Origin of the sequence: Acinetobacter defluvii, assembly GCF_001704615.3 — a bacterium.
Classification (GTDB): domain Bacteria; phylum Pseudomonadota; class Gammaproteobacteria; order Pseudomonadales; family Moraxellaceae; genus Acinetobacter; species Acinetobacter defluvii.
In genome coordinates, this window is sequence record NZ_CP029397.2 from 1,495,985 (window position 1) to 1,513,909 (window position 17,925).

14 protein-coding genes and 1 pseudogene are annotated in these 17,925 nt (G+C 35.7%); 12 read left to right on the top strand and 3 right to left on the bottom strand.

Features of this window, described 5'->3' with window-relative positions; all coding sequences use genetic code 11:
- Positions 1–105 precede the first annotated feature (105 nt).
- From cas1f to cas6f, 6 genes and pseudogenes are all read left to right on the top strand, one after another.
- A pseudogene (gene cas1f / locus DJ533_RS09440) lies at positions 106–1,056 on the top strand (type I-F CRISPR-associated endonuclease Cas1f).
- A gap of 394 nt (positions 1,057–1,450) precedes the next feature.
- Positions 1,451–4,825 carry a type I-F CRISPR-associated helicase Cas3f gene (gene cas3f, locus DJ533_RS09445; protein ID WP_065992417.1) on the top strand — a complete coding sequence of 1,125 codons (3,375 nt, stop codon included), beginning with the start codon at positions 1,451–1,453 and terminating at the stop codon, positions 4,823–4,825.
- A 12-nt stretch (positions 4,826–4,837) separates the two neighbouring features.
- Positions 4,838–6,142 (top strand): type I-F CRISPR-associated protein Csy1, encoded by a 1,305-nt coding sequence (locus DJ533_RS09450; protein ID WP_065992419.1) that lies wholly within the window; start codon positions 4,838–4,840, stop codon positions 6,140–6,142.
- A complete protein-coding gene (csy2, locus tag DJ533_RS09455; RefSeq protein WP_065992421.1) occupies positions 6,142–7,026 on the top strand; it encodes a type I-F CRISPR-associated protein Csy2 in 885 nt (294 codons plus the stop codon). The genes DJ533_RS09450 and csy2 overlap by 1 nt, the downstream gene beginning before the upstream one ends.
- Positions 7,027–7,053: 27 nt before the next feature.
- Positions 7,054–8,067 (top strand): type I-F CRISPR-associated protein Csy3, encoded by a 1,014-nt coding sequence (gene csy3 / locus DJ533_RS09460; protein ID WP_065992423.1) that lies wholly within the window; start codon positions 7,054–7,056, stop codon positions 8,065–8,067.
- A 2-nt stretch (positions 8,068–8,069) separates the two neighbouring features.
- Entirely contained in the window at positions 8,070–8,672 is a 603-nt protein-coding gene (gene cas6f, locus DJ533_RS09465; RefSeq protein ID WP_065992425.1) for a type I-F CRISPR-associated endoribonuclease Cas6/Csy4, read from the top strand.
- 186 nt (positions 8,673–8,858) lie between these two features.
- Here the strand turns inward: cas6f and DJ533_RS09470 are convergent, their stop codons facing one another.
- Positions 8,859–9,170 (bottom strand): ArsR/SmtB family transcription factor, encoded by a 312-nt coding sequence (locus DJ533_RS09470; RefSeq protein ID WP_065992427.1) that lies wholly within the window; start codon positions 9,168–9,170, stop codon positions 8,859–8,861.
- Between the two features lie 536 nt (positions 9,171–9,706).
- Here DJ533_RS09470 and DJ533_RS09475 point away from each other — a divergent pair.
- The 5 genes from DJ533_RS09475 (at position 9,707) to DJ533_RS09495 (ending at position 14,270) form a co-directional block, all read left to right on the top strand.
- Positions 9,707–10,839, top strand: a protein-coding gene (locus tag DJ533_RS09475; protein WP_223155595.1) for an IS3-like element ISAba14 family transposase whose coding sequence is annotated in 2 segments (ribosomal slippage) — positions 9,707–9,959 and positions 9,959–10,839 — 1,134 coding nt in all. Because the reading frame shifts where the segments join, the coding sequence is not laid out codon by codon here.
- Positions 10,840–11,122: 283 nt separating this feature from the next.
- Positions 11,123–11,653, top strand: coding sequence for a hypothetical protein (locus DJ533_RS09480; RefSeq protein WP_065993986.1), 531 nt, complete (start codon positions 11,123–11,125; stop codon positions 11,651–11,653).
- 250 nt (positions 11,654–11,903) lie between these two features.
- Positions 11,904–12,482 (top strand): lysozyme, encoded by a 579-nt coding sequence (locus DJ533_RS09485; RefSeq protein WP_065993985.1) that lies wholly within the window; start codon positions 11,904–11,906, stop codon positions 12,480–12,482.
- Between the two features lie 135 nt (positions 12,483–12,617).
- Positions 12,618–13,469: a 3'(2'),5'-bisphosphate nucleotidase CysQ family protein gene (locus DJ533_RS09490; RefSeq protein ID WP_065993984.1), complete on the top strand. Its 852-nt coding sequence runs from the start codon at positions 12,618–12,620 to the stop codon at positions 13,467–13,469.
- Between the two features lie 63 nt (positions 13,470–13,532).
- Complete coding sequence (locus DJ533_RS09495) at positions 13,533–14,270, top strand: histidine phosphatase family protein (RefSeq protein ID WP_065993983.1); 738 nt, start codon at positions 13,533–13,535, stop codon at positions 14,268–14,270.
- 322 nt (positions 14,271–14,592) lie between these two features.
- On the opposite strand, the gene DJ533_RS09500 is transcribed toward DJ533_RS09495, so the two are convergent.
- Together DJ533_RS09500 and DJ533_RS09505 are read right to left on the bottom strand one after the other, a co-directional pair.
- Positions 14,593–15,603, bottom strand: coding sequence for a fatty acid desaturase family protein (locus tag DJ533_RS09500; RefSeq protein ID WP_065993982.1), 1,011 nt, complete (start codon positions 15,601–15,603; stop codon positions 14,593–14,595).
- A gap of 152 nt (positions 15,604–15,755) precedes the next feature.
- On the bottom strand, positions 15,756–16,544 hold the full coding sequence (locus DJ533_RS09505) for a PaaX family transcriptional regulator C-terminal domain-containing protein (RefSeq protein ID WP_065993981.1): 789 nt from the start codon (positions 16,542–16,544) through the stop codon (positions 15,756–15,758).
- A 685-nt stretch (positions 16,545–17,229) separates the two neighbouring features.
- Here DJ533_RS09505 and DJ533_RS09510 point away from each other — a divergent pair.
- Entirely contained in the window at positions 17,230–17,871 is a 642-nt protein-coding gene (locus DJ533_RS09510) for a hydrolase (RefSeq protein ID WP_228716536.1), read from the top strand.
- Positions 17,872–17,925: the final 54 nt, after the last annotated feature.

Consider the following 17,925-nt stretch of genomic DNA (forward strand, 5'->3'; position numbering starts at 1 on the left):
AATAAAAAATAAACGTCATAAAATATCGCTTAGTTGAAAATAAAACTAGGATTTAATTTTAATTCTGCTATTTTAAAATTAAACAACTTGAAAATAATAATGTTTATGGAACAGCTCAACCCAAGTGACTTAAAAGCAATACTGCATTCAAAGCGTGCAAACATTTACTACTTAGAACACGCTCGTGTTATGCAAAAAGATGGTCGGGTACTATACCTGACCGAAGCAAAAAATGAAAATCAATATTAGAATATCCCCATTGCCAATACCACAGTGGTGATGTTGGGTACAGGTACATCGATCACTCAGGCAGCCATGCGTATGCTTGCGAGCGCAGGTGTATTGGTCGGTTTCTGTGGTGGCGGTGGAACGCCGTTATTTATGGGCTGTGAAATCGAATGGGTGACACCGCAAAGTGAATATCGCCCAACGGAATACATGCAGGGGTGGATGCAGTTCTGGTTTGATGATCAGAAACGTTTAGAGGTTGCTAAACAGTTCCAACTTGCACGGATCGAATTTATCCGAAAAATTTGGGAAAAAGATCGTGACTTAAAAGCTGAAGGTTTTTATCTGGATGATCTAGATATTCAGAATGCCCTGAATGGTTTTGAAAGGAAAATTCCAAATTTAAATAAAGTCGGTGACTTATTGCTTGCAGAAGCTGCGACCACTAAACAACTTTATAAAATCGCTGCGACACGTACAGGCTCTAAAGATTTTAGCCGTAATCCTGAACAGGGCGATTTAGCCAATGATTTTTTAAATCATGGCAATTATCTCGCTTATGGTTTGGCTGCCACCACGCTTTGGGTGTTAGGCATTCCGCATGGTTTTGCGGTGATGCATGGTAAAACTCGTCGTGGGGCTTTGGTGTTTGATGTGGCGGATTTAATTAAGGATGCTGTGGTTCTACCTTATGCCTTTATTTGTGCAAAAGAAAAAATGACGGAGCAGGAGTTTCGTCAGCAGATTTTGCAGAAATTTACCGAACATCGCTGTCTTGATTTCATGTTTGATCAAGTGAAAGCGCAAGCTTATTTTAAAAATGAATAATCATGTGAATTATTAAATATTTAGTAATTTAATAGTAAATTGCATAGGGTGGATTTATTTTTATGATTGCATTATGCTTCATTCGTGCTCACATAACTTTAGGAGATAGCACTCAATGAATAAGAAAGGCATTTTGGCATTCATTTTACTTTTAGGTTTATCAGACCATTTTTATATACAAAATGTGAATGTTAATCTTACAGGGGGAGATCAAACAATACTGCTGAATAAGTAGCTTAGAAACTATGCAATTTACTATTTGTAAATTTTTCCACTGCCATATAGGCAGCTTATAGGATGCATACTTTCGGCTTTTTGATACTTCTATAACTACTTTATGTTGAATTATTTTCGAATGGTTCAACATGTATTTCATTAAAATAGGGAAATAATAATGATTGTCACGTTTATCAGCCAATGCGAAAAGAAAGCAATTCCTCGTACTCGACGTGTACTCGATGCCTTTGCAGATCGGATTGGGGATAACACATGGCAAACGGTGATTACGGAAGATGGTTTAATTGCGGTGAAAAAATTGCTCCGTAAAACTGTGACCAAAAGCACTGCGGTGAGTTGTCATTGGATACGTGGGCGACGTAGAAGTGAGTTACTGTGGGTGGTGGGGAATAGAAATAAGTTTAATTCAGAGGGAATTGTTCCTGTGAATCGGACGAAGAAGAAACTCGATCAGAATAAATGGGAAAATGATTGGCACTATTTACCTTTAATTAAATCTCTCGTTGCAATATCTGCTCTATTACATGATTGGGGCAAAGCCACAGTTTTATTTCAAAGCAAACTCACAGCTAAAAATGGTACTTTTAAAGGTGATCCATTACGGCATGAGTGGATTTCCTGTCTTTTGCTGAATGCTTTAGTACAATCTTGTGAAAATCCATCATCTGATGATGCATGGCTGAATTTATTAATCAATAAATCATGGAGCGAGCAACAGCTTAAAGATGTGGTCGCTCAAAATTTAGATAAAACCAAAGCATTAGATAATCTCCCACCATTGGCACAGCTTGTCGCTTGGCTGATTGTATCATATCATCGTTTGCCTGATTTAAAAGAAAAAGAACGCCATAATGATTATGCAAATATAAATAAAGAAACATTATCAAGTTTATTGAAAAGTATAAAAGCAGATTGGGGTTATCAAAATAAGTTTGATGAACAAGAATATCAGCAACGGCTTTTACAATGTTTTCAGTTTGAACAAGGTTTACTCAGCCAATCGGTTGAATGGACAAAACAAATTGAAAAATGGTCTGCACGTTTATTGCAAGAAAAAGATAATATTGCACAAGCTTTGTCAGATGGCAGTTGGCGTGTGGTGCTACATCATGCACGCTTATGTTTGATGATGGGCGATCATTATTATTCATCCTGTGAAGCAGACAAAACGTGGAAAACTGATTTAAGTTTAATTGCCAATACAGATTATGAAACTAAACAACCAAAACAGTTTTTAGATGAACATTTAGTCCGTGTCAGTGACAATGCGATGCGTGTGGCGCAATCCTTAAGTCGATTGGCGGATGAAATGGAACCTGCGTATGACATTCTAAAATTGAAAAAGAAAAGTCAACAAGGTTTTGAATGGCAGGACAATGCAGTCAAAGAGATTAGGCAATTTAAGCAAAAACATGAAGATGCACCTGAGCAAGGTTGGTTTATTGTCAATATGGCAAGTACAGGCAAGGGGAAAACCATTGCCAATGCCAAAATTATGCAAGCTTTGTCGAAAGATGGGCAGTCTTTACGTTATGTATTAGCTTTGGGGTTGAGAACTTTAACGTTGCAAACAGGTGATTCATACCGTAAAGATATTGGTTTAAGTAATGATGAATTGGCGGTGCTGATTGGTTCTAAAGCGGTACAGGAATTGCATCATAAGCAACAGAATACCGCTGAACAAGTAGCTGAAAATTATGATGAAATTGGCTCAGAGTCTTTAGAGCAGCTTTTGGATAATGAGCTTGATTATGGTGATATGCCACAAGCTGATTTTATGAACGTTTTATTCCCTTCAAATCAAGCTGAACGCAATAAAGCCTTTTTATACAAACCTGTGTTGGCATGTACGATTGACCACATTATGTCGGCAACGGAAACCAAACGTGGTGGAAAATATATTTTGCCAAGTTTAAGGCTGTCATCTTCGGATTTAGTGATTGATGAAGTGGATGATTTTAATGGACAGGATTTAATTGCCATTGCTCGACTCATTCATTTAACCGCAATGCTAGGTCGTAAAGTAATGATCTCGTCGGCAACGATTCCACCTGCTTTGGCTGAAGGCTTTTTTAATGTCTATCAGCAAGGTTGGAAGCTGTATTGCGCTTTTAAAAAGTTAAAACAGACGCAAGTGGTGGGCATGTGGGTCGATGAGTTTAAGGCACAGACTCAAACTCTAGATTTAAGTGAATCAGACAACATCATTAAACATTATAAGCAGGGTCATGATGCTTTTGTTGCTATTCGGGCAAAGTCTTTGGCTAAACAAATTATTAAACACAAAGCTTATATCATTGAATGTGATGATTTAGTTGTACAGAAAGAACAAAAGCAACTTGATGACAGTATTCAACAGCAATATTTTGATCGCATTCGACAAAACATAGAGCAGTTACATCAGCATCATCACACAATAGATATTCAAACAGGTAAAAAGGTTTCTTTTGGTGTAGTTCGGGTTGCTAATATTCCACCATGTGTAGCACTGACACAATTTTTACTCAATGCTGAATGGTCTGAAAATATTGCGCCACGTTCGATGGCATATCACAGTCGACAGGTGTTGTTATTGCGTAGTGAGCAGGAACGCCATTTAGACTCGGTTTTAAAGCGAAAAGAAAAACAAGGTGAACAACCTGCTTCATTTTCAAATGAAGTAATTCGTCAACACTTAGACAGTACAGATGCCGAGCATGTGATTTTTATTTTAGTCGCAACACCTGTGGAAGAAGTTGGGCGTGACCATGATTTTGATTGGGCGATTGTTGAACCCTCATCTTATCGTTCTATTATTCAATTGGCAGGGCGGGTTTTACGTCATCGTCGATTAGAGCAAGACATTCAACAACCGAATATTGCGTTATTGCAATACAACTTAAAAGGGCTTCGTGGTGCAAAAGTCGCATTTGAGAAACCAGGGTTTGAAATTAATAATCTTCAATTTAAATTAAAGACCAAAAATTTATCTGAGTTGATTGATTTGGATGAGCATTCAGGGATTAATGCAATTCCACGTATCCAAGCCAATAATCCATTAAAAGCCACCGAAAAATTGGCTGATTTGGAACATGCTGTTTTAGCGTATAGCCTGACCAATTATAAACAAGTTGGGGCAGAACCATTGAATGCATGGCTAACACAATATTGGTTTTTAACGGCTTTACCACAACGATTTACGCCATTTCGACAAAGTTCACCGAATATTCAGCTTTTTGCCGTATATAAAGATCATAAGCTTGTATTTTCAGAGAAAGATGGTTTTGGGCAGTATCGTGATCGTAGGGAAGCTTACAAAATTAATTATCCTAATTTGACTGAGTTAGAACAGCAACGATTATGGTTAGACAGAAATTATAACGACATTTTGTGTCGTATGGCTGTTGAAAAAATCTCAGAAAATCAGCATATTGATGATGAAGTAGAAAAATTATTAAGACGTTATGGGGAAATCATGTTGCCACAATATGATGAAGATAAAACGCTAGTGTATTCAGACCAATTTGGTTTAGTGGTTCAATATTCAAAATAAAGGGAGGTAGAAATGCAAAATATTATTGTTGGTTATTTGGAAGCAAGAAAAGAAGATTTTTTGCAAGCAAAAATTAATTCTAAATTACGTGGTAAAAAAAATGAACATGATGAAGAAGCTCGTTTAAAAGTACGTTCTGAAAATCAATCAGAAGCCGATGCTAAATATAATTTAGAGGTTTGGTTAGACAATATTATTCGTAAAGTTAAGCCAAATGTAACGACACATCCTGCAAAGTTCACAAATGCAAAAATTGACACAGATACAAGCCAAATTTTTTTAGGTCATTATACAAATGATGGTTACATTAAAACAGGCAATGTGAATTTAAAAAATAAGGTTGATGTTTCAGGTAATTCAGCAACAAATACAATAGTATATGAGCTATATGATTTACTTGATCAAGATATTGGAGAGAATCAAAAAGTCATTCATAGATTTGAAGAAAATGATGCTTCATTGATTGAATTGGTTGAGAAACTGAATGCAGATTTTGAATATGTAAAATCAAAATGTTTAAAAGTTTATTATGGTGAAAATTCAATAGCAGAAACACATAGTTCAACTCGACAGGTCTATTTTCCAATAGCAAATAATGAATATCATTTATTGTCAGTAAAAACAGCATCTATGTTGATGTATGAAGTGAAGAATCGTATTGATGATATGAATGTTTGGATTGATGGCAAGCATGCTAGAACAATTAAAAAAGAAAATAAATTTTTAGAAGATGGATTTAGTGAGATTTTTGACATCACTGAAATTGGATTCAGTAATGGTGATTTTATTAAAATGGGAAATTATAGTTTATTGAACGTAAAAAATAAGGGAATAGCATATTTACTTTCAAGTTGCCCACCTACTTTTGAAAAACGTCAAGTGAGATTACCAAGTTCAGATTTTTTTAAGCAATGTCTATATTGGAAAAAGTTTAGTACCGAATTTGAGAGTCTCAAAAAATATATAGTTGAAATTAATAATATTCATACACGGAAAAAGATAAAACGACTTCTACGCCAAATGGTTGGAGATATTTTATTTATTGCATTTTGTATACGTAAAAATGAAAAAGCATGGTCTAAAAAGGAAAATTATCAATCTTTAGCTTTAGAGCAAAGAATATGGCTTGATGATGCATATTTAGAACAACGAGAAAGTGAAAATGAATGGAAAGATGAAATTGCTCGAAGAATTGCCAAATGGATATTAGATACTTTTGATGAATACTGTGGCTCTAAATTAATTAGTAGTGCTGAAATTCTTGCACTAAAAAGCATTGTAATAGAAGCCTTAGACGAAGATAAGGAGTTTTTCTAATGCGCCACTTTTTACTTATTCCACATCTTAAACTTCATAATGCCAATGCGATGAGCAGCCCATATACTATTGGTTTTCCTGCAATGACCGCATGGCTTGGTGCTATACATGCTTTACAACGTAAACTGAATCAACAAGGCTGTGATGTGACACTTTCTAAAGTTGCAGTGAGTTGTCATGATTTTAATTTACAGACCTATAAAGGTCGTGGTGATTTTGTCCATTCGATTGTAGGAACAGGCAATCCACTTGATAAACATGGTGATCGTTCTGCATTACTTGAAGAAGCTCGTTGTCATTTAGATGTATCACTTTTAATTGAATGTGAAAATATTGATCCTGATGAAAAAGATGAATTTTTGAATTTAGTTAATCAGTGCGCTATTAATATGAAATTTGCGAGTGGTGATGTACTTTCTATCAAACCTGCTAGTATTTTGAATTTTAAAGAAAATGAAGATCAGGATGAACAGTTACGTCCAATTTTAAATAAACTCATGCTTGGGCATGTGCTGATTGAACGCCGTGATTTGGTTCTAACGAGTATGCGGGAAGGTAAAGATGCTTTAGATAGCGTTTTAGACTATCTAAAAGTCACACATAGCTCGACTCAAGATGAAGAAGGAAAAGTCACTTGGACATCAAAACGGAAAGCGCAAGGTTGGCTCGTACCAATTGCAGTTGGTTTTCAGGGGATTTCTGAGCTCGGGCAAGCCAAAAATCAGCGAGATGCCAATACACCCCATCGTTTTGCAGAAAGTGTGCTGACTTTAGGCGAGTTTGTAATGCCTTACCGTATTGAAAGTATTGATCAGCTGTTATGGCAATACCATGTTGATTTAGAAAATGGTTTATATCTTTGTCAAAACTTAACAACACTTTAATTGAAAATTTAAATAGGGAAAATTCTTATGGCTAAAAATGAAAAAGCTGTTGCAAGTGTACTTGCATTTGAAAAGAAACTGGTTCCGTCTGATGGTTATTTTTATGGTACGACTTGGGCAAATCGTACAGAACAATCCGCTTTAAAACTGATTGAAAAATCAGTGCGTGGTACGATTTCAAACCGTTTAAAACCTGCGGTTGCAGGTGATCCATTAAAACTCAATGCTGAAGTTGAAAAAGCCAATTTACAAAAAGTAGATGCTTGTGCTTTGGGTGAGAATCAAGATACTTTAAAAGTGGCATTTACCCTTAAAGTTTTGGGTGGAATTGAGCAACCATCTGCTTGTAACAATGAAACTTTTTTCAACTCATATCAAATTGTGGCAAAAAACTATATTGCGCAATATGGTTTTAGTGAGCTTTCAAAACGCTATGCATTGAATATTGCCAATGCACGTTTTTTATGGCGTAACCGTGTTGGTGCTGAAAAAGTTGAAGTTGTGGTCACAGTAAATGAGCAAGACGCTGTGACTTTTAATGCTTTTGATTACCCACTACACGATTTTGACAATGTCGATGCAAGAGTTCAGCATTTGGCAGATCAAATAGCTCAAGCCCTAAAAGGTGAAGTACCTTATTTACTCATTAAAATAGAAGCCTATGCTTTGGTGGGCAAGGCGCAGGAAGTTTATCCAAGTGAAGAACTGGTTCTGGATAAAGGCAAAGGCGATAAAAGTAAAATCCTTTATCAAGTGAATGATGTCGCAGCGATGCATTCACAAAAAGTGGGTAATGCATTGCGTACGATTGATACTTGGTATCCAGAATTTGATGAGAAAAAAACCGCAATTGCGATTGAACCCTATGGTGCAGTGACCAACTTAGGTAAAGCGTATCGTACGCCAAAAGCCAAGCAAGACTTCTTTAGCTTATTTGATAAATATGCACTTGGTGAGAGTTTGGAAAATACAGAGCAGGAGCATTATGTGATGGCTGTTCTTGTTCGTGGTGGTGTATTTGGACAAAGTTCTAAGGATTAAATATGAAATTTTATCAGGAAATCACCTTGATTGATCAAGCTGAAATTTCCCCATATTTCATTTGGTCTAAGCTCTATACCCAATTACATATTGGCTTGGCAGAGATCAAAGATGCAAATGAAAAAGTAAATATTGGGCTAAGTTTCCCAAAATATATTTATGAACAGGGAGATGAAGCCAAAAAATCGAAAGTGCATTTGGGGGATAAGCTTAGGATCTTTGCTGAAACTCAGGCAGATTTGGAAAAGTTAAATATCCAAAAATGGTTGGAGCGTTTAACAGATTATTTGCATATTACATCTGTTCGAGAAGTACCTGAAGCTAAAATTTCAGGTTATGCAATTTATAGCCGTAAACAAGTAAAAACCAATGCTGAGCGATTAGCACGTCATCGTGTGAAACGGGGTGATATTGGTTTTGATGAAGCATTGGCACGTTATAGTAATGTAGTTACGACTACGGATTTGCCTTATATCCAAATGAAAAGTTTAACCTCTGACAAAAGTTTTAAACTGTTTATCGAAAAGAAACCTGCGACAAAATCTGAAACTCAGGTTTTTAGTACTTATGGCTTAAGTTCAGTGTCAACTGTGCCTGAATTTTAAGCAATTATTGGTATCTGAAAGTTAATGGTAGTCTAATAACACTACGAATTAGGGTGTTAAGGTTTATCTCTAATTCGTAGTATCATCTTAATTTCTTGCTATAGATCTTTTTTAAGCATTGGATTGGTATTGTTTTTATAAAATATTTAAAATCAAGTAAATAGCTTGTTTATACATAGTGAAAATTTATAATTTAGGGCAATATAAGTCATAAAGTGTATTTAGCACCAGACTTAATTTAGGATCTTTGATTGAATAGTAAATTTGTTTACCATCACGCCGAGTTGTAACAACATCGCTTTTGCGTAACATCATTAATTGCTGTGAAAGTGTGGGTTGTGTGATATGAGTTTGTTCTTCAATTTGAGAAACATTGAGTTCTTGTTGAACCAAATGACATAAAATGAGTAAACGATCTGTATTCGCTAAAGATTTTAAGATGGAAACCACATCCGTAGCTGATGCACGCATTGCATCAATTTGAAAACTCTGACTCATGAAGATCAGAAACTCCTAACATAAACTGGTTTGAATATTCACTAAAATATTCATATGTGTAGCACCTTATAGAGTGCTTAAGGTTACTTATTATCCTATCATGAATATTGAAGTTTTTATTTCACAATCCTCTTCAATTTTTTACAAACCATATTATTTTGGCTTTAGACTATCAGATTTACATTTAATTTAACCTGATGCGTATTCAAGGCTGACCTTGTTTAACTTAATTTAACTCACCTAAAGAAAGATTGTTTTAATTGGATTGGTTAAAGTAAGCATATGTATCTATATTTTATGTTTTAAATATCTTCTGTAAAATTATTCTTGCTGTGTAAATCGATTTTATTGTGAGTATTGCTTAAGAATATTTGTATTTTAAAATACAACATAAGTACGTTTTTAACCGATTGAATTATATATTAAACAGGCGAATCATAATGTGTTTAGAGATGGATCCGTAAATTTGAACAACTCCTATAAGTGATATTCTGCTCCTCAAATGATGTTATAAACATCAATATATGGAGTATTTTATGGCACGTAGACCAAGAAGAAATCATTCAAATGATTTTAAAGCTAAGGTAGCACTTGCTGCGATTAAAGCAGAAAAAACACTTGCTGAATTGAGTGCTGAGTTTGATGTTCATCAAAACCAAATTATTGACTGGAAAAATCAATTGATCTCAGCTTCCTCGCAAGCTTTCGATCAATCAAAAGCTCCAACAGAACCACCCATCGATCTAAAAAAACTACATGCAAAAATCGGTGAGCAGGCATTAGAAATTGATTTTTTAGAAGGTGTGTTGAAGAAACTGGGCCGCTTCAACCACAAAAGTTAATCGACGACTCACTTCAGATTTCAGTATCTAAGCAAGCTAAGCTGCTGAAAGTCTCCCGTGGTTGTTATTACTATCGCCCAAAACCTGTGAGTGCATCAGATCTGAAGCTGATGCGATGTATTGATGAATTACATATGCAATATCCTTTTGCAGGCAGTCGTATGATGCGTGATTTGTTGAATCGTCAAGGACATCATATAGGACGACGTCATACACGTACTTTAATGAAGAAAATGGGTATTCAGGCGTTATATTGCAAACCAAATTTAAGCCAGGCTAATCAAGCTCACCGTAAATATCCATATCTGCTCAAAGGGTTGGCTATTCAGCGCAGTAATCAAGTGTGGTCTACGGATATAACGTATATCCCTATGGCAAAAGGCTTTGTTTATTTATGTGCTGTGATTGATTGGCATAGCCGCAAGGTACTTGCGCATAGGGTATCGATTAGTATGGAGGTGGATTTTTGTATTTCGGCTTTAAATGAAGCAATTGAAAAATATGGTCGACCTGAAATATTTAATACAGACCAAGGCAGCCAGTTTACCAGTGATGCATTTATTGATGTATTGAAATCAAATGGCATTCAAATCAGTATGGATGGTAAAGGTCGATGGGTAGATAATGTGATGGTTGAACGATTATGGCGGAGCGTTAAATATGAAGAGGTGTATCTCAAAGCTTATAGCAGTGTCACAGATGCGAAAAAGCAATTAAGTGCATATTTTGAGTTTTATAATTTGAAACGACCTCATTCGAGTCTAGACAAAATGACACCAAATGAGTTTTACTATGATCAGCTACCCCAACAAAACAAGGTGGCTTAACTAGAGCGGAATATCACTTATAAATACGCTTTTAGTTGTTCAAACAAGTGGGACCACCTCTTTTATTAAATTATATACTTTATATGCTAATTTTAATATTTACATGTAATTATCCTATTTATCGTTAACATGATATACATAAGAATACAAAAAATGTTTTAATTTATAATATTAATAAATTTTTTCTTAACTAATAATGATGATTAGCTTAGTAATTGTTTGAAACTAGCGCTTGTTAAAAATTTTAAAACTTACATTTTAAATAACAGAGGGAATTTATATTATGACTAACCCAAACATTGATCGTGACGTAGTAAAAGAATTATCAAAAGAGCAAAGAGATGAATTAAATGCAGACCCAATTACGGGTGAACCAGGTGCTCATCCGGTCGGAACGGGTGTCGGTGCAGCAGGTGGTGCAGCTACAGGCGCTGCCATTGGTGCAGTAGGTGGACCAGTGGGTGCTATCGTTGGTGGTGTAGTCGGCGCTGTAGTTGGTGGCTTAGCTGGTAAAGGGGTTGCTGAAAAAGTAAATCCTACCGAAGAGGATGCCTATTGGCGTGCAGAGCATCTGAATACCCCATATTATAGTGAAACCTTAACCACTTATAGTGATCTAGATTATGATCGAGATTATCAGGATGCCTATCGTTTAGGTTATTCTACACGTCATGATTATCCACATGAAACTCGCTTTGAAGACGTGGAAAATGATTTACGTTTAAAATGGGAGCAAACCAAACGTGAGTCACGACTGACTTGGGAAGAAGCAAAACTGGCTGTTAAAGATGCTTGGAATCGTGTAACGCATTAATCTATGTTATCTGAAATTAGAAATTAAACTTTATTTGATTTTTAATATTCAGTCTTTACTTTATTCAACACGCTACTTTATATTAAAGTGGCGTGTTATATTTTAAAGTGATAATGAAATATTCTAAAAAAAATCTAGTAGATTTTAACAGTAATAGTATAAATTGAATGAAAATAGGGTCGTGCTATAGATTTTAAATGAATCATACTGTTATAAGCAAAATAATGTTATATGATCGCTTGAGCGTTTTATGACCTCGTCTATACTCATTCAACAGCTAAAAAAATGGTTGCTTCAATCTGAACAGGCAACGACACAGAGTAATGCAGATATTGCGATTGCTGTAGATGGAGAAAGTCAAATCGCAGTCGTAATTGATACACTTCAGGTCAGTCCTCAAGGGCGAGAACTCATTTGTAGTTTTGAAGGTTTAGCATTGACAGCTTATGATGATGGTACAGGCTGCTGGACGATCGGTTATGGAACTACACGCTATCCAGATCAAACACCTGTAAAAGCTTTTGATACCTGTAGTTTGCAACAGGCAAACTCTTATATGCAGCATGATTTACAAAAATTTGAAAATGCAGTCACTCAATCGGTTAAAGTCCTGTTAAATCAAAATCAATTTGATGCTTTAGTGTCTTTAAGCTATAACATTGGCATTAATGCGTTTAAAAACTCTACATTGTTACGTTATTTAAATGTGGCAGATTATCAAAAAGCAGCCCAACAATTTGATGTTTGGGTTTACGCCAATGGTAAACGCATGCAAGGACTGATCAATCGTAGAGCAGTAGAGAGAGCATTATTTGAAAAAAGAATCTAATCTGTGCAGGACAATAAGATAAAAATTTGTTTCAATACCGTCATGACTTTTATTTTAAAATATTTATGTCATTTTAAAAGGCTAAAATGATGCGTTTAAGAATGCTGATTTAAAAAAGAAGATAGGTTGCACTCAATGTTTATTACCACCCAAGCACCACAAGATCAACAAATGCTGAATTTAGTTCCCATTTTGGCGTATGCAAGCCAAATTTTATTGGATGAATATGAAGCATACTGTGCTGGGCGTGAGTTTAGTATCGATGAAAAACCTGATCAGTCACCAGTCACTCAAGCAGATTTAAAAGTAAATGCCTATTTACTTGAACAATTGGCAATTCTAACACCTGATATTCCAGTGTTGTCTGAAGAAAGTGATTATTCTGAGCGGCATGCGTGGAGCATTTGCTGGATGCTTGATCCTTTGGATGGGACAAAAGAATTTATTCATGAACGAGATGAATTTACGATTAATTTAAGCCTTATTCAAAATCATCAAACTATATTTTCTCTGATTGCTGTGCCTACCGAACAAGTGATGTATTTGGGGTATCTAACTGAATTACCTTATAAATACTCATTTAGTCAAAATACTTGGGAACGTTATAGCAAGTTTAAAGATGTAGAAACCGATGCGATTCAGGTAGGTTTAAGTCATAGTAGTAAAAACCCGAAATATCAGCAATATATTGATTATATTGAACAAGAAAATCCTGTTATTCGACGAGAAGCAGGCAGTGCTTATAAATTTTGTATGATGCTTGAAGGTGAAATTGATATTTATCCACGTTTTCATCCAACTTCGGAATGGGATACTAGTGCTGGGCAGGGTTTGCTTGAAAGCATTGGTGGTGGATTGGTAAGTTTAAAAGCACAAGCTTTTACTTATAATCAGCGTGAAACGGTATTAAATGAAGGTTTTATTGCTTTTAGAGATAAAGAAAATCAAAAAATAGCATTAGATGCGCTCAGTAACGTGAGCTTATAAGATTGAGAGTTTTTATGGTCATGGTATAGTGACACATGACGAAAACATACATATTGAGTCCTTATGGCGCTTGAGTTACTGCCAAAAAGCATGTTGAAAGCAATAGATTTATTGCCAGACCCTAAAACACCTGTAACTTTGTTTACACGCCATTCGATACGTGAAATGGTCAGTGGGCAAGGCTTAGCGGGTTATGATTTGCAACTAACATCACAAGGGCGTGATTTGGCTCAGGCTTGGGGTTTATATCTCACGGATAATACGGATCGTGTTATTCAGCATTGTATTTCTAGTCCAATTCAACGTTGTGTGGATACCGCAGCTTTAATGATTGAAGGTGCAGATTTATCCAACCCAGATAATAATACCCATCGGATTGAAATCATTGAACAAGGTTTGTTGGTTGAACCTGGTAGTTTTGTTTTAGATATTCAGCAAGCTGCCCCTTATTTTCAAAAACAAGGCGCTCTAGGTTTTATTAATAGTTTTGTCAATAATGCTTTGCCGGGTATGAAACATCCTATTTCTGGTGTGGTGGATGTTCTGGAGTTGATTTATAACACCCATCCGCAAAATGCGCAGGGGCTTAGTCTGGCAGTGAGTCATGACACGATCTTAGCAGCCATTATCGCTGTAATTTCTGGACGTCATCACATAGATAAAGCTGACTGGCCTCAAATGATGGAAGGCCTTTTTGTATGGTTTGAAGGCGACCATTTTGAAGAAAGTAATTTAAAATGGATTTGGCGTGGTGAGGTCAATCAATTGTCCATTCAGGATTTTCAAAAAATGGGAAATTAGGAGATGATGGCTTTATTGCATATAGCCTTTAAAAGATGAATTATCCTAAGTGATTAAAATTTAAATAAAATTTTAATCAGAGGGTTTACCTAATTCTGTAAACTCATTTAACACAGCTATACATCTAGAAATTTCAATGAGCTGACTTTAATCCCCCTCTAACTAATTTGGTCATCTCACTGTTTGGGGGCAATTGTATACTAGTTAAGTCTGTCCATAGAAAAGTGAAAATATATAAAATAAATTCACTTTATTTTCAAAGTATTAAAATATTTCAATGGCAGTGAAATATAGCCAACATACTTTTTTAAAATACCTAAATTTAAAAACTATGATTTTTACTTCTCTGTGAGTTAGGTTTATTTGACAACGATGTAATCACTTCAAAATAACTCGGTGGTTGTTTTACAAAACCACGTTTACGTAGCAACTTATGCATACGAGGAAGTTTAAAATAGGGAACTGCAGCCATCAAATGATGTTCTTGATGATAATTAACATGAATTGGGGCGACCAAAGCGCGTGCGATAAAATTGGCATGTGTAGTACGGGTGTTGGTTAAAGCATTATGGCTAGTTTGCATACCTGCATGTTCAGCCATAGAACGAATACGAATAAATAAAGGAAATGGAGTAATATAGGCAAGTGGCCAGAGCCAGTAGAGTTTGGCATGCCCAGCTTTTTTCAGCGCATAGTAAAGGGCTGCATTGGTGATGATCATACCTGAACTATTTTTTAATAATATTTGAGCAAAATCAAAAGCTGTACGTCCATTTACTGGGATTTTACGTTGATCATTGGCAACCGTCCATTCTAATAGTTCTAAGTCCATCATCAGACGACCTGCTAAAAATTTAATGCCTGTTAAACCAGTTAGGTCACGACGAAATTTACGCCAAAGTGATTTTTTGTTAATAGGAAAACCCTCGACAAGACTTAAATCAGGGTCTTCGGGAAGCGAGGTTTTGGCATGATGCCGTGTGTGATGTGCACGATATTTTTGTAAATCATTCCAAATAGGTTTGGCACATAACCAATCGGTCAAGGTATTGTTTAACCATTTCTTTTTAAACAAACTATTGTGTGAAGCATCATGCATTAAAATTGCTAAACAAAGTTGTCGTCCAGCGATGATTGCCAAAGCTGCTGCAATCATGATGACTTTAGCCCCAGTGGGTAAATATTCCCAAGAGAGGGCAACGCCTGCAAAAGTTCCTGCGATTACTGCCCAAGTTGAACCCACTGCCCATAAACCAGCGAAGTCAGATGGTGTCGTAAGGTCATCAATTTCGTCACGAGAAAAAAGTTCAGTGATACTGATTCGCGCATTCATACTTATTCCTTTCATTTTTTTATTGGATTTTATGATTGTAGATAAAATAATATTACAGTCAATTAATTTTTATAAAAACTATGTAATATTTGAGAGTGAAAAATAAATATAAGTAAATACAATTGCTTATATTTTTATAAGAATTTGTTGAATTAGTTGAGATGATCTTGATTTAATTTTCGCCATGTTTCCTGTCCGATATGATCGAGTTGTAAAACAGCCTGAAAAAAATCCTCTCTAGATGCTGTATCGACCAAAGGCGAGGGCAATAGTGGATCGGTTAACATGAGTGCAATTGTTTCTCGTCCTAATAGAAAAGATTCACGAGCAAGATTGAGAGGGTGCATATCTTGAGCATGTGTGAGCCATTGTTTAAGTTGAACGCTGTATTTTTCATAGCGTTGGTTAAGCTTTTGAGTGTCCCATAAAGTAGAAATTTGTGTTTGTGTTGCAGGATCAAATGCGGCAACTTGCATCAGGGTTGCTGCATTTTCTAAGCCTTGTTGAGTGAGTTCTGTTTTTAATTCATCTAAGGTTAGATTTAAATTATCAGGGCGTACAAAAAAGCCAGTTTCTAACTCTCTAAAACCTGTATGCTTTAAAATTTTTTCACGGCGGTTTAGTGCGGTGCGATCAGTTCGTCCTAAGCTTGTGGTAAGTACCGCCAGATAATGTTGATTCCATGCTTTGGTACGGCGGAGTCTATGATTGCGATGGATAACAATTGAACCCCAACGTTCGGCATTGGCTGTTAATTTATATTGTCCACGTGCAACGGATTCGATCATTTCTTCCTGACATAAACGTGTGACCGCAACACGCGTATTATTTTCACTGATATTTAAAATATGTGCTGCACTGACCAATTGTTTGATCGATAAAGTTTGCCCACCAGATGCAAGTAATAAATCAATAATAAAAGATTTTGCGTTTAAACTCATGCTGTTAGAGCCATATTTGGTTGTTTGTATTGTAATACGTCATGCCATGTATATCACATATGCAATTGCGTCATTGAAAAGTGTGTTTTGTCATTCAAGCAAGAAAAGAAAATTTTTCTCATCATGATTCTATAGAGAAAATTGTTTACTTAGCAATATCAAATGCTGTGAGAGAGTTGATGATATCAATTTTGTGTAGATGTTATTCATGGTTTTAGGAAGGATTTTCTATAGGAATCAATTCCATGATTGATGAAAGGATTATTCATAAAAACCGAACTTACACAAAATAATTTATAAGTTCACATATGTTTATGTAATTCAATACAATGCGTGATTCAAATAGGTGTCATTGTAGTGACACGCTAGCAAGTTTTACTTGAATGGCAACGAGCTAGATGATGGGCGAAAGGTGATTCTTATAATGCAGTGATATATATAGATATTGTTCGTCAGGATTCAGGTGCTTGACGCTATGAGCGCTGACGATGTTTACATAACTGCATTAATGGCACAAAGAATCAAAACAGCACATCATTCCAGTAAAATTAAGATGCAGCGTTCTAAAAATAGTGCTGTTTTTAGTATTAAATAAAATTAATCTTTTTATATCAACTCATCACCATGTCGAGCATTTCACATGAATAAATCAATTTTATAACAACTTACACCAGATAACTGTCAGATTATTTTTATTGACCAACAACCACAAATGGCATTTGGCGTACAGTCCATAGACCGTCAAACTTTAAAGAATAATGTTGTAGGTTTAGCAAAAGCTGCGAAAGTTTTTAATATTCCAAGCACGATTACTACCGTAGAAACAGAAAGTTTTTCTGGTCACACCTTCCCAGAGTTATTAGATGTATTTCCAAATACACCACTATTGGAACGGACTTCAATGAACTCTTGGGATGATCAAAAAGTACGTGATGCGCTTGCAAAAAATAAGCGTAGAAAGATTGTTGTGTCTGGACTTTGGACAGAAGTATGTAACTTAACTTTTGCTTTGAGTGCTTTACATGATACTGATTATGAAATTTATATGGTTGCGGATGCTTCTGGAGGCACTAGTAAAGAAGCGCATGATTATGCAATGCAACGCATGATTCAAGCAGGTGTGATTCCTGTGACATGGCAGCAAGTTTTACTTGAATGGCAACGAGATTGGGCAAAACGTGATACTTACGATGCAGTGATGGATATCGTTCGTGAACATTCGGGGGCTTATGGTATGGGGGTTGACTATGCTTACACGATGGTACATAAAGCACCAGAAAGAACAAAAACACCACATGAAGTGCTAGCACCAATTTCAGCAAAATAATAGATTTAAGTAAGGCAACAAACATTGCCTTATTTTTTAACTTAAATTATCCAC

What these genes read in the sequence shown, in the direction of transcription:
- cas6f (WP_065992425.1), top strand. Translation starts at nt 8,070, where the DNA reads ATGAAATTTTATCAGGAAATCACCTTGATTGATCAAGCTGAAATTTCC.
- csy3 (WP_065992423.1), top strand. Translation starts at nt 7,054, where the DNA reads ATGGCTAAAAATGAAAAAGCTGTTGCAAGTGTACTTGCATTTGAAAAG.
- DJ533_RS09490 (WP_065993984.1), top strand. Translation starts at nt 12,618, where the DNA reads ATGTTTATTACCACCCAAGCACCACAAGATCAACAAATGCTGAATTTA.
- DJ533_RS09485 (WP_065993985.1), top strand. Translation starts at nt 11,904, where the DNA reads ATGACCTCGTCTATACTCATTCAACAGCTAAAAAAATGGTTGCTTCAA.
- cas3f (WP_065992417.1), top strand. Translation starts at nt 1,451, where the DNA reads ATGATTGTCACGTTTATCAGCCAATGCGAAAAGAAAGCAATTCCTCGT.
- csy2 (WP_065992421.1), top strand. Translation starts at nt 6,142, where the DNA reads ATGCGCCACTTTTTACTTATTCCACATCTTAAACTTCATAATGCCAAT.
- DJ533_RS09450 (WP_065992419.1), top strand. Translation starts at nt 4,838, where the DNA reads ATGCAAAATATTATTGTTGGTTATTTGGAAGCAAGAAAAGAAGATTTT.
- DJ533_RS09470 (WP_065992427.1), bottom strand. Translation starts at nt 9,170, where the DNA reads ATGAGTCAGAGTTTTCAAATTGATGCAATGCGTGCATCAGCTACGGAT.
- DJ533_RS09500 (WP_065993982.1), bottom strand. Translation starts at nt 15,603, where the DNA reads ATGAATGCGCGAATCAGTATCACTGAACTTTTTTCTCGTGACGAAATT.
- DJ533_RS09505 (WP_065993981.1), bottom strand. Translation starts at nt 16,544, where the DNA reads ATGAGTTTAAACGCAAAATCTTTTATTATTGATTTATTACTTGCATCT.
- DJ533_RS09495 (WP_065993983.1), top strand. Translation starts at nt 13,533, where the DNA reads ATGGCGCTTGAGTTACTGCCAAAAAGCATGTTGAAAGCAATAGATTTA.
- DJ533_RS09480 (WP_065993986.1), top strand. Translation starts at nt 11,123, where the DNA reads ATGACTAACCCAAACATTGATCGTGACGTAGTAAAAGAATTATCAAAA.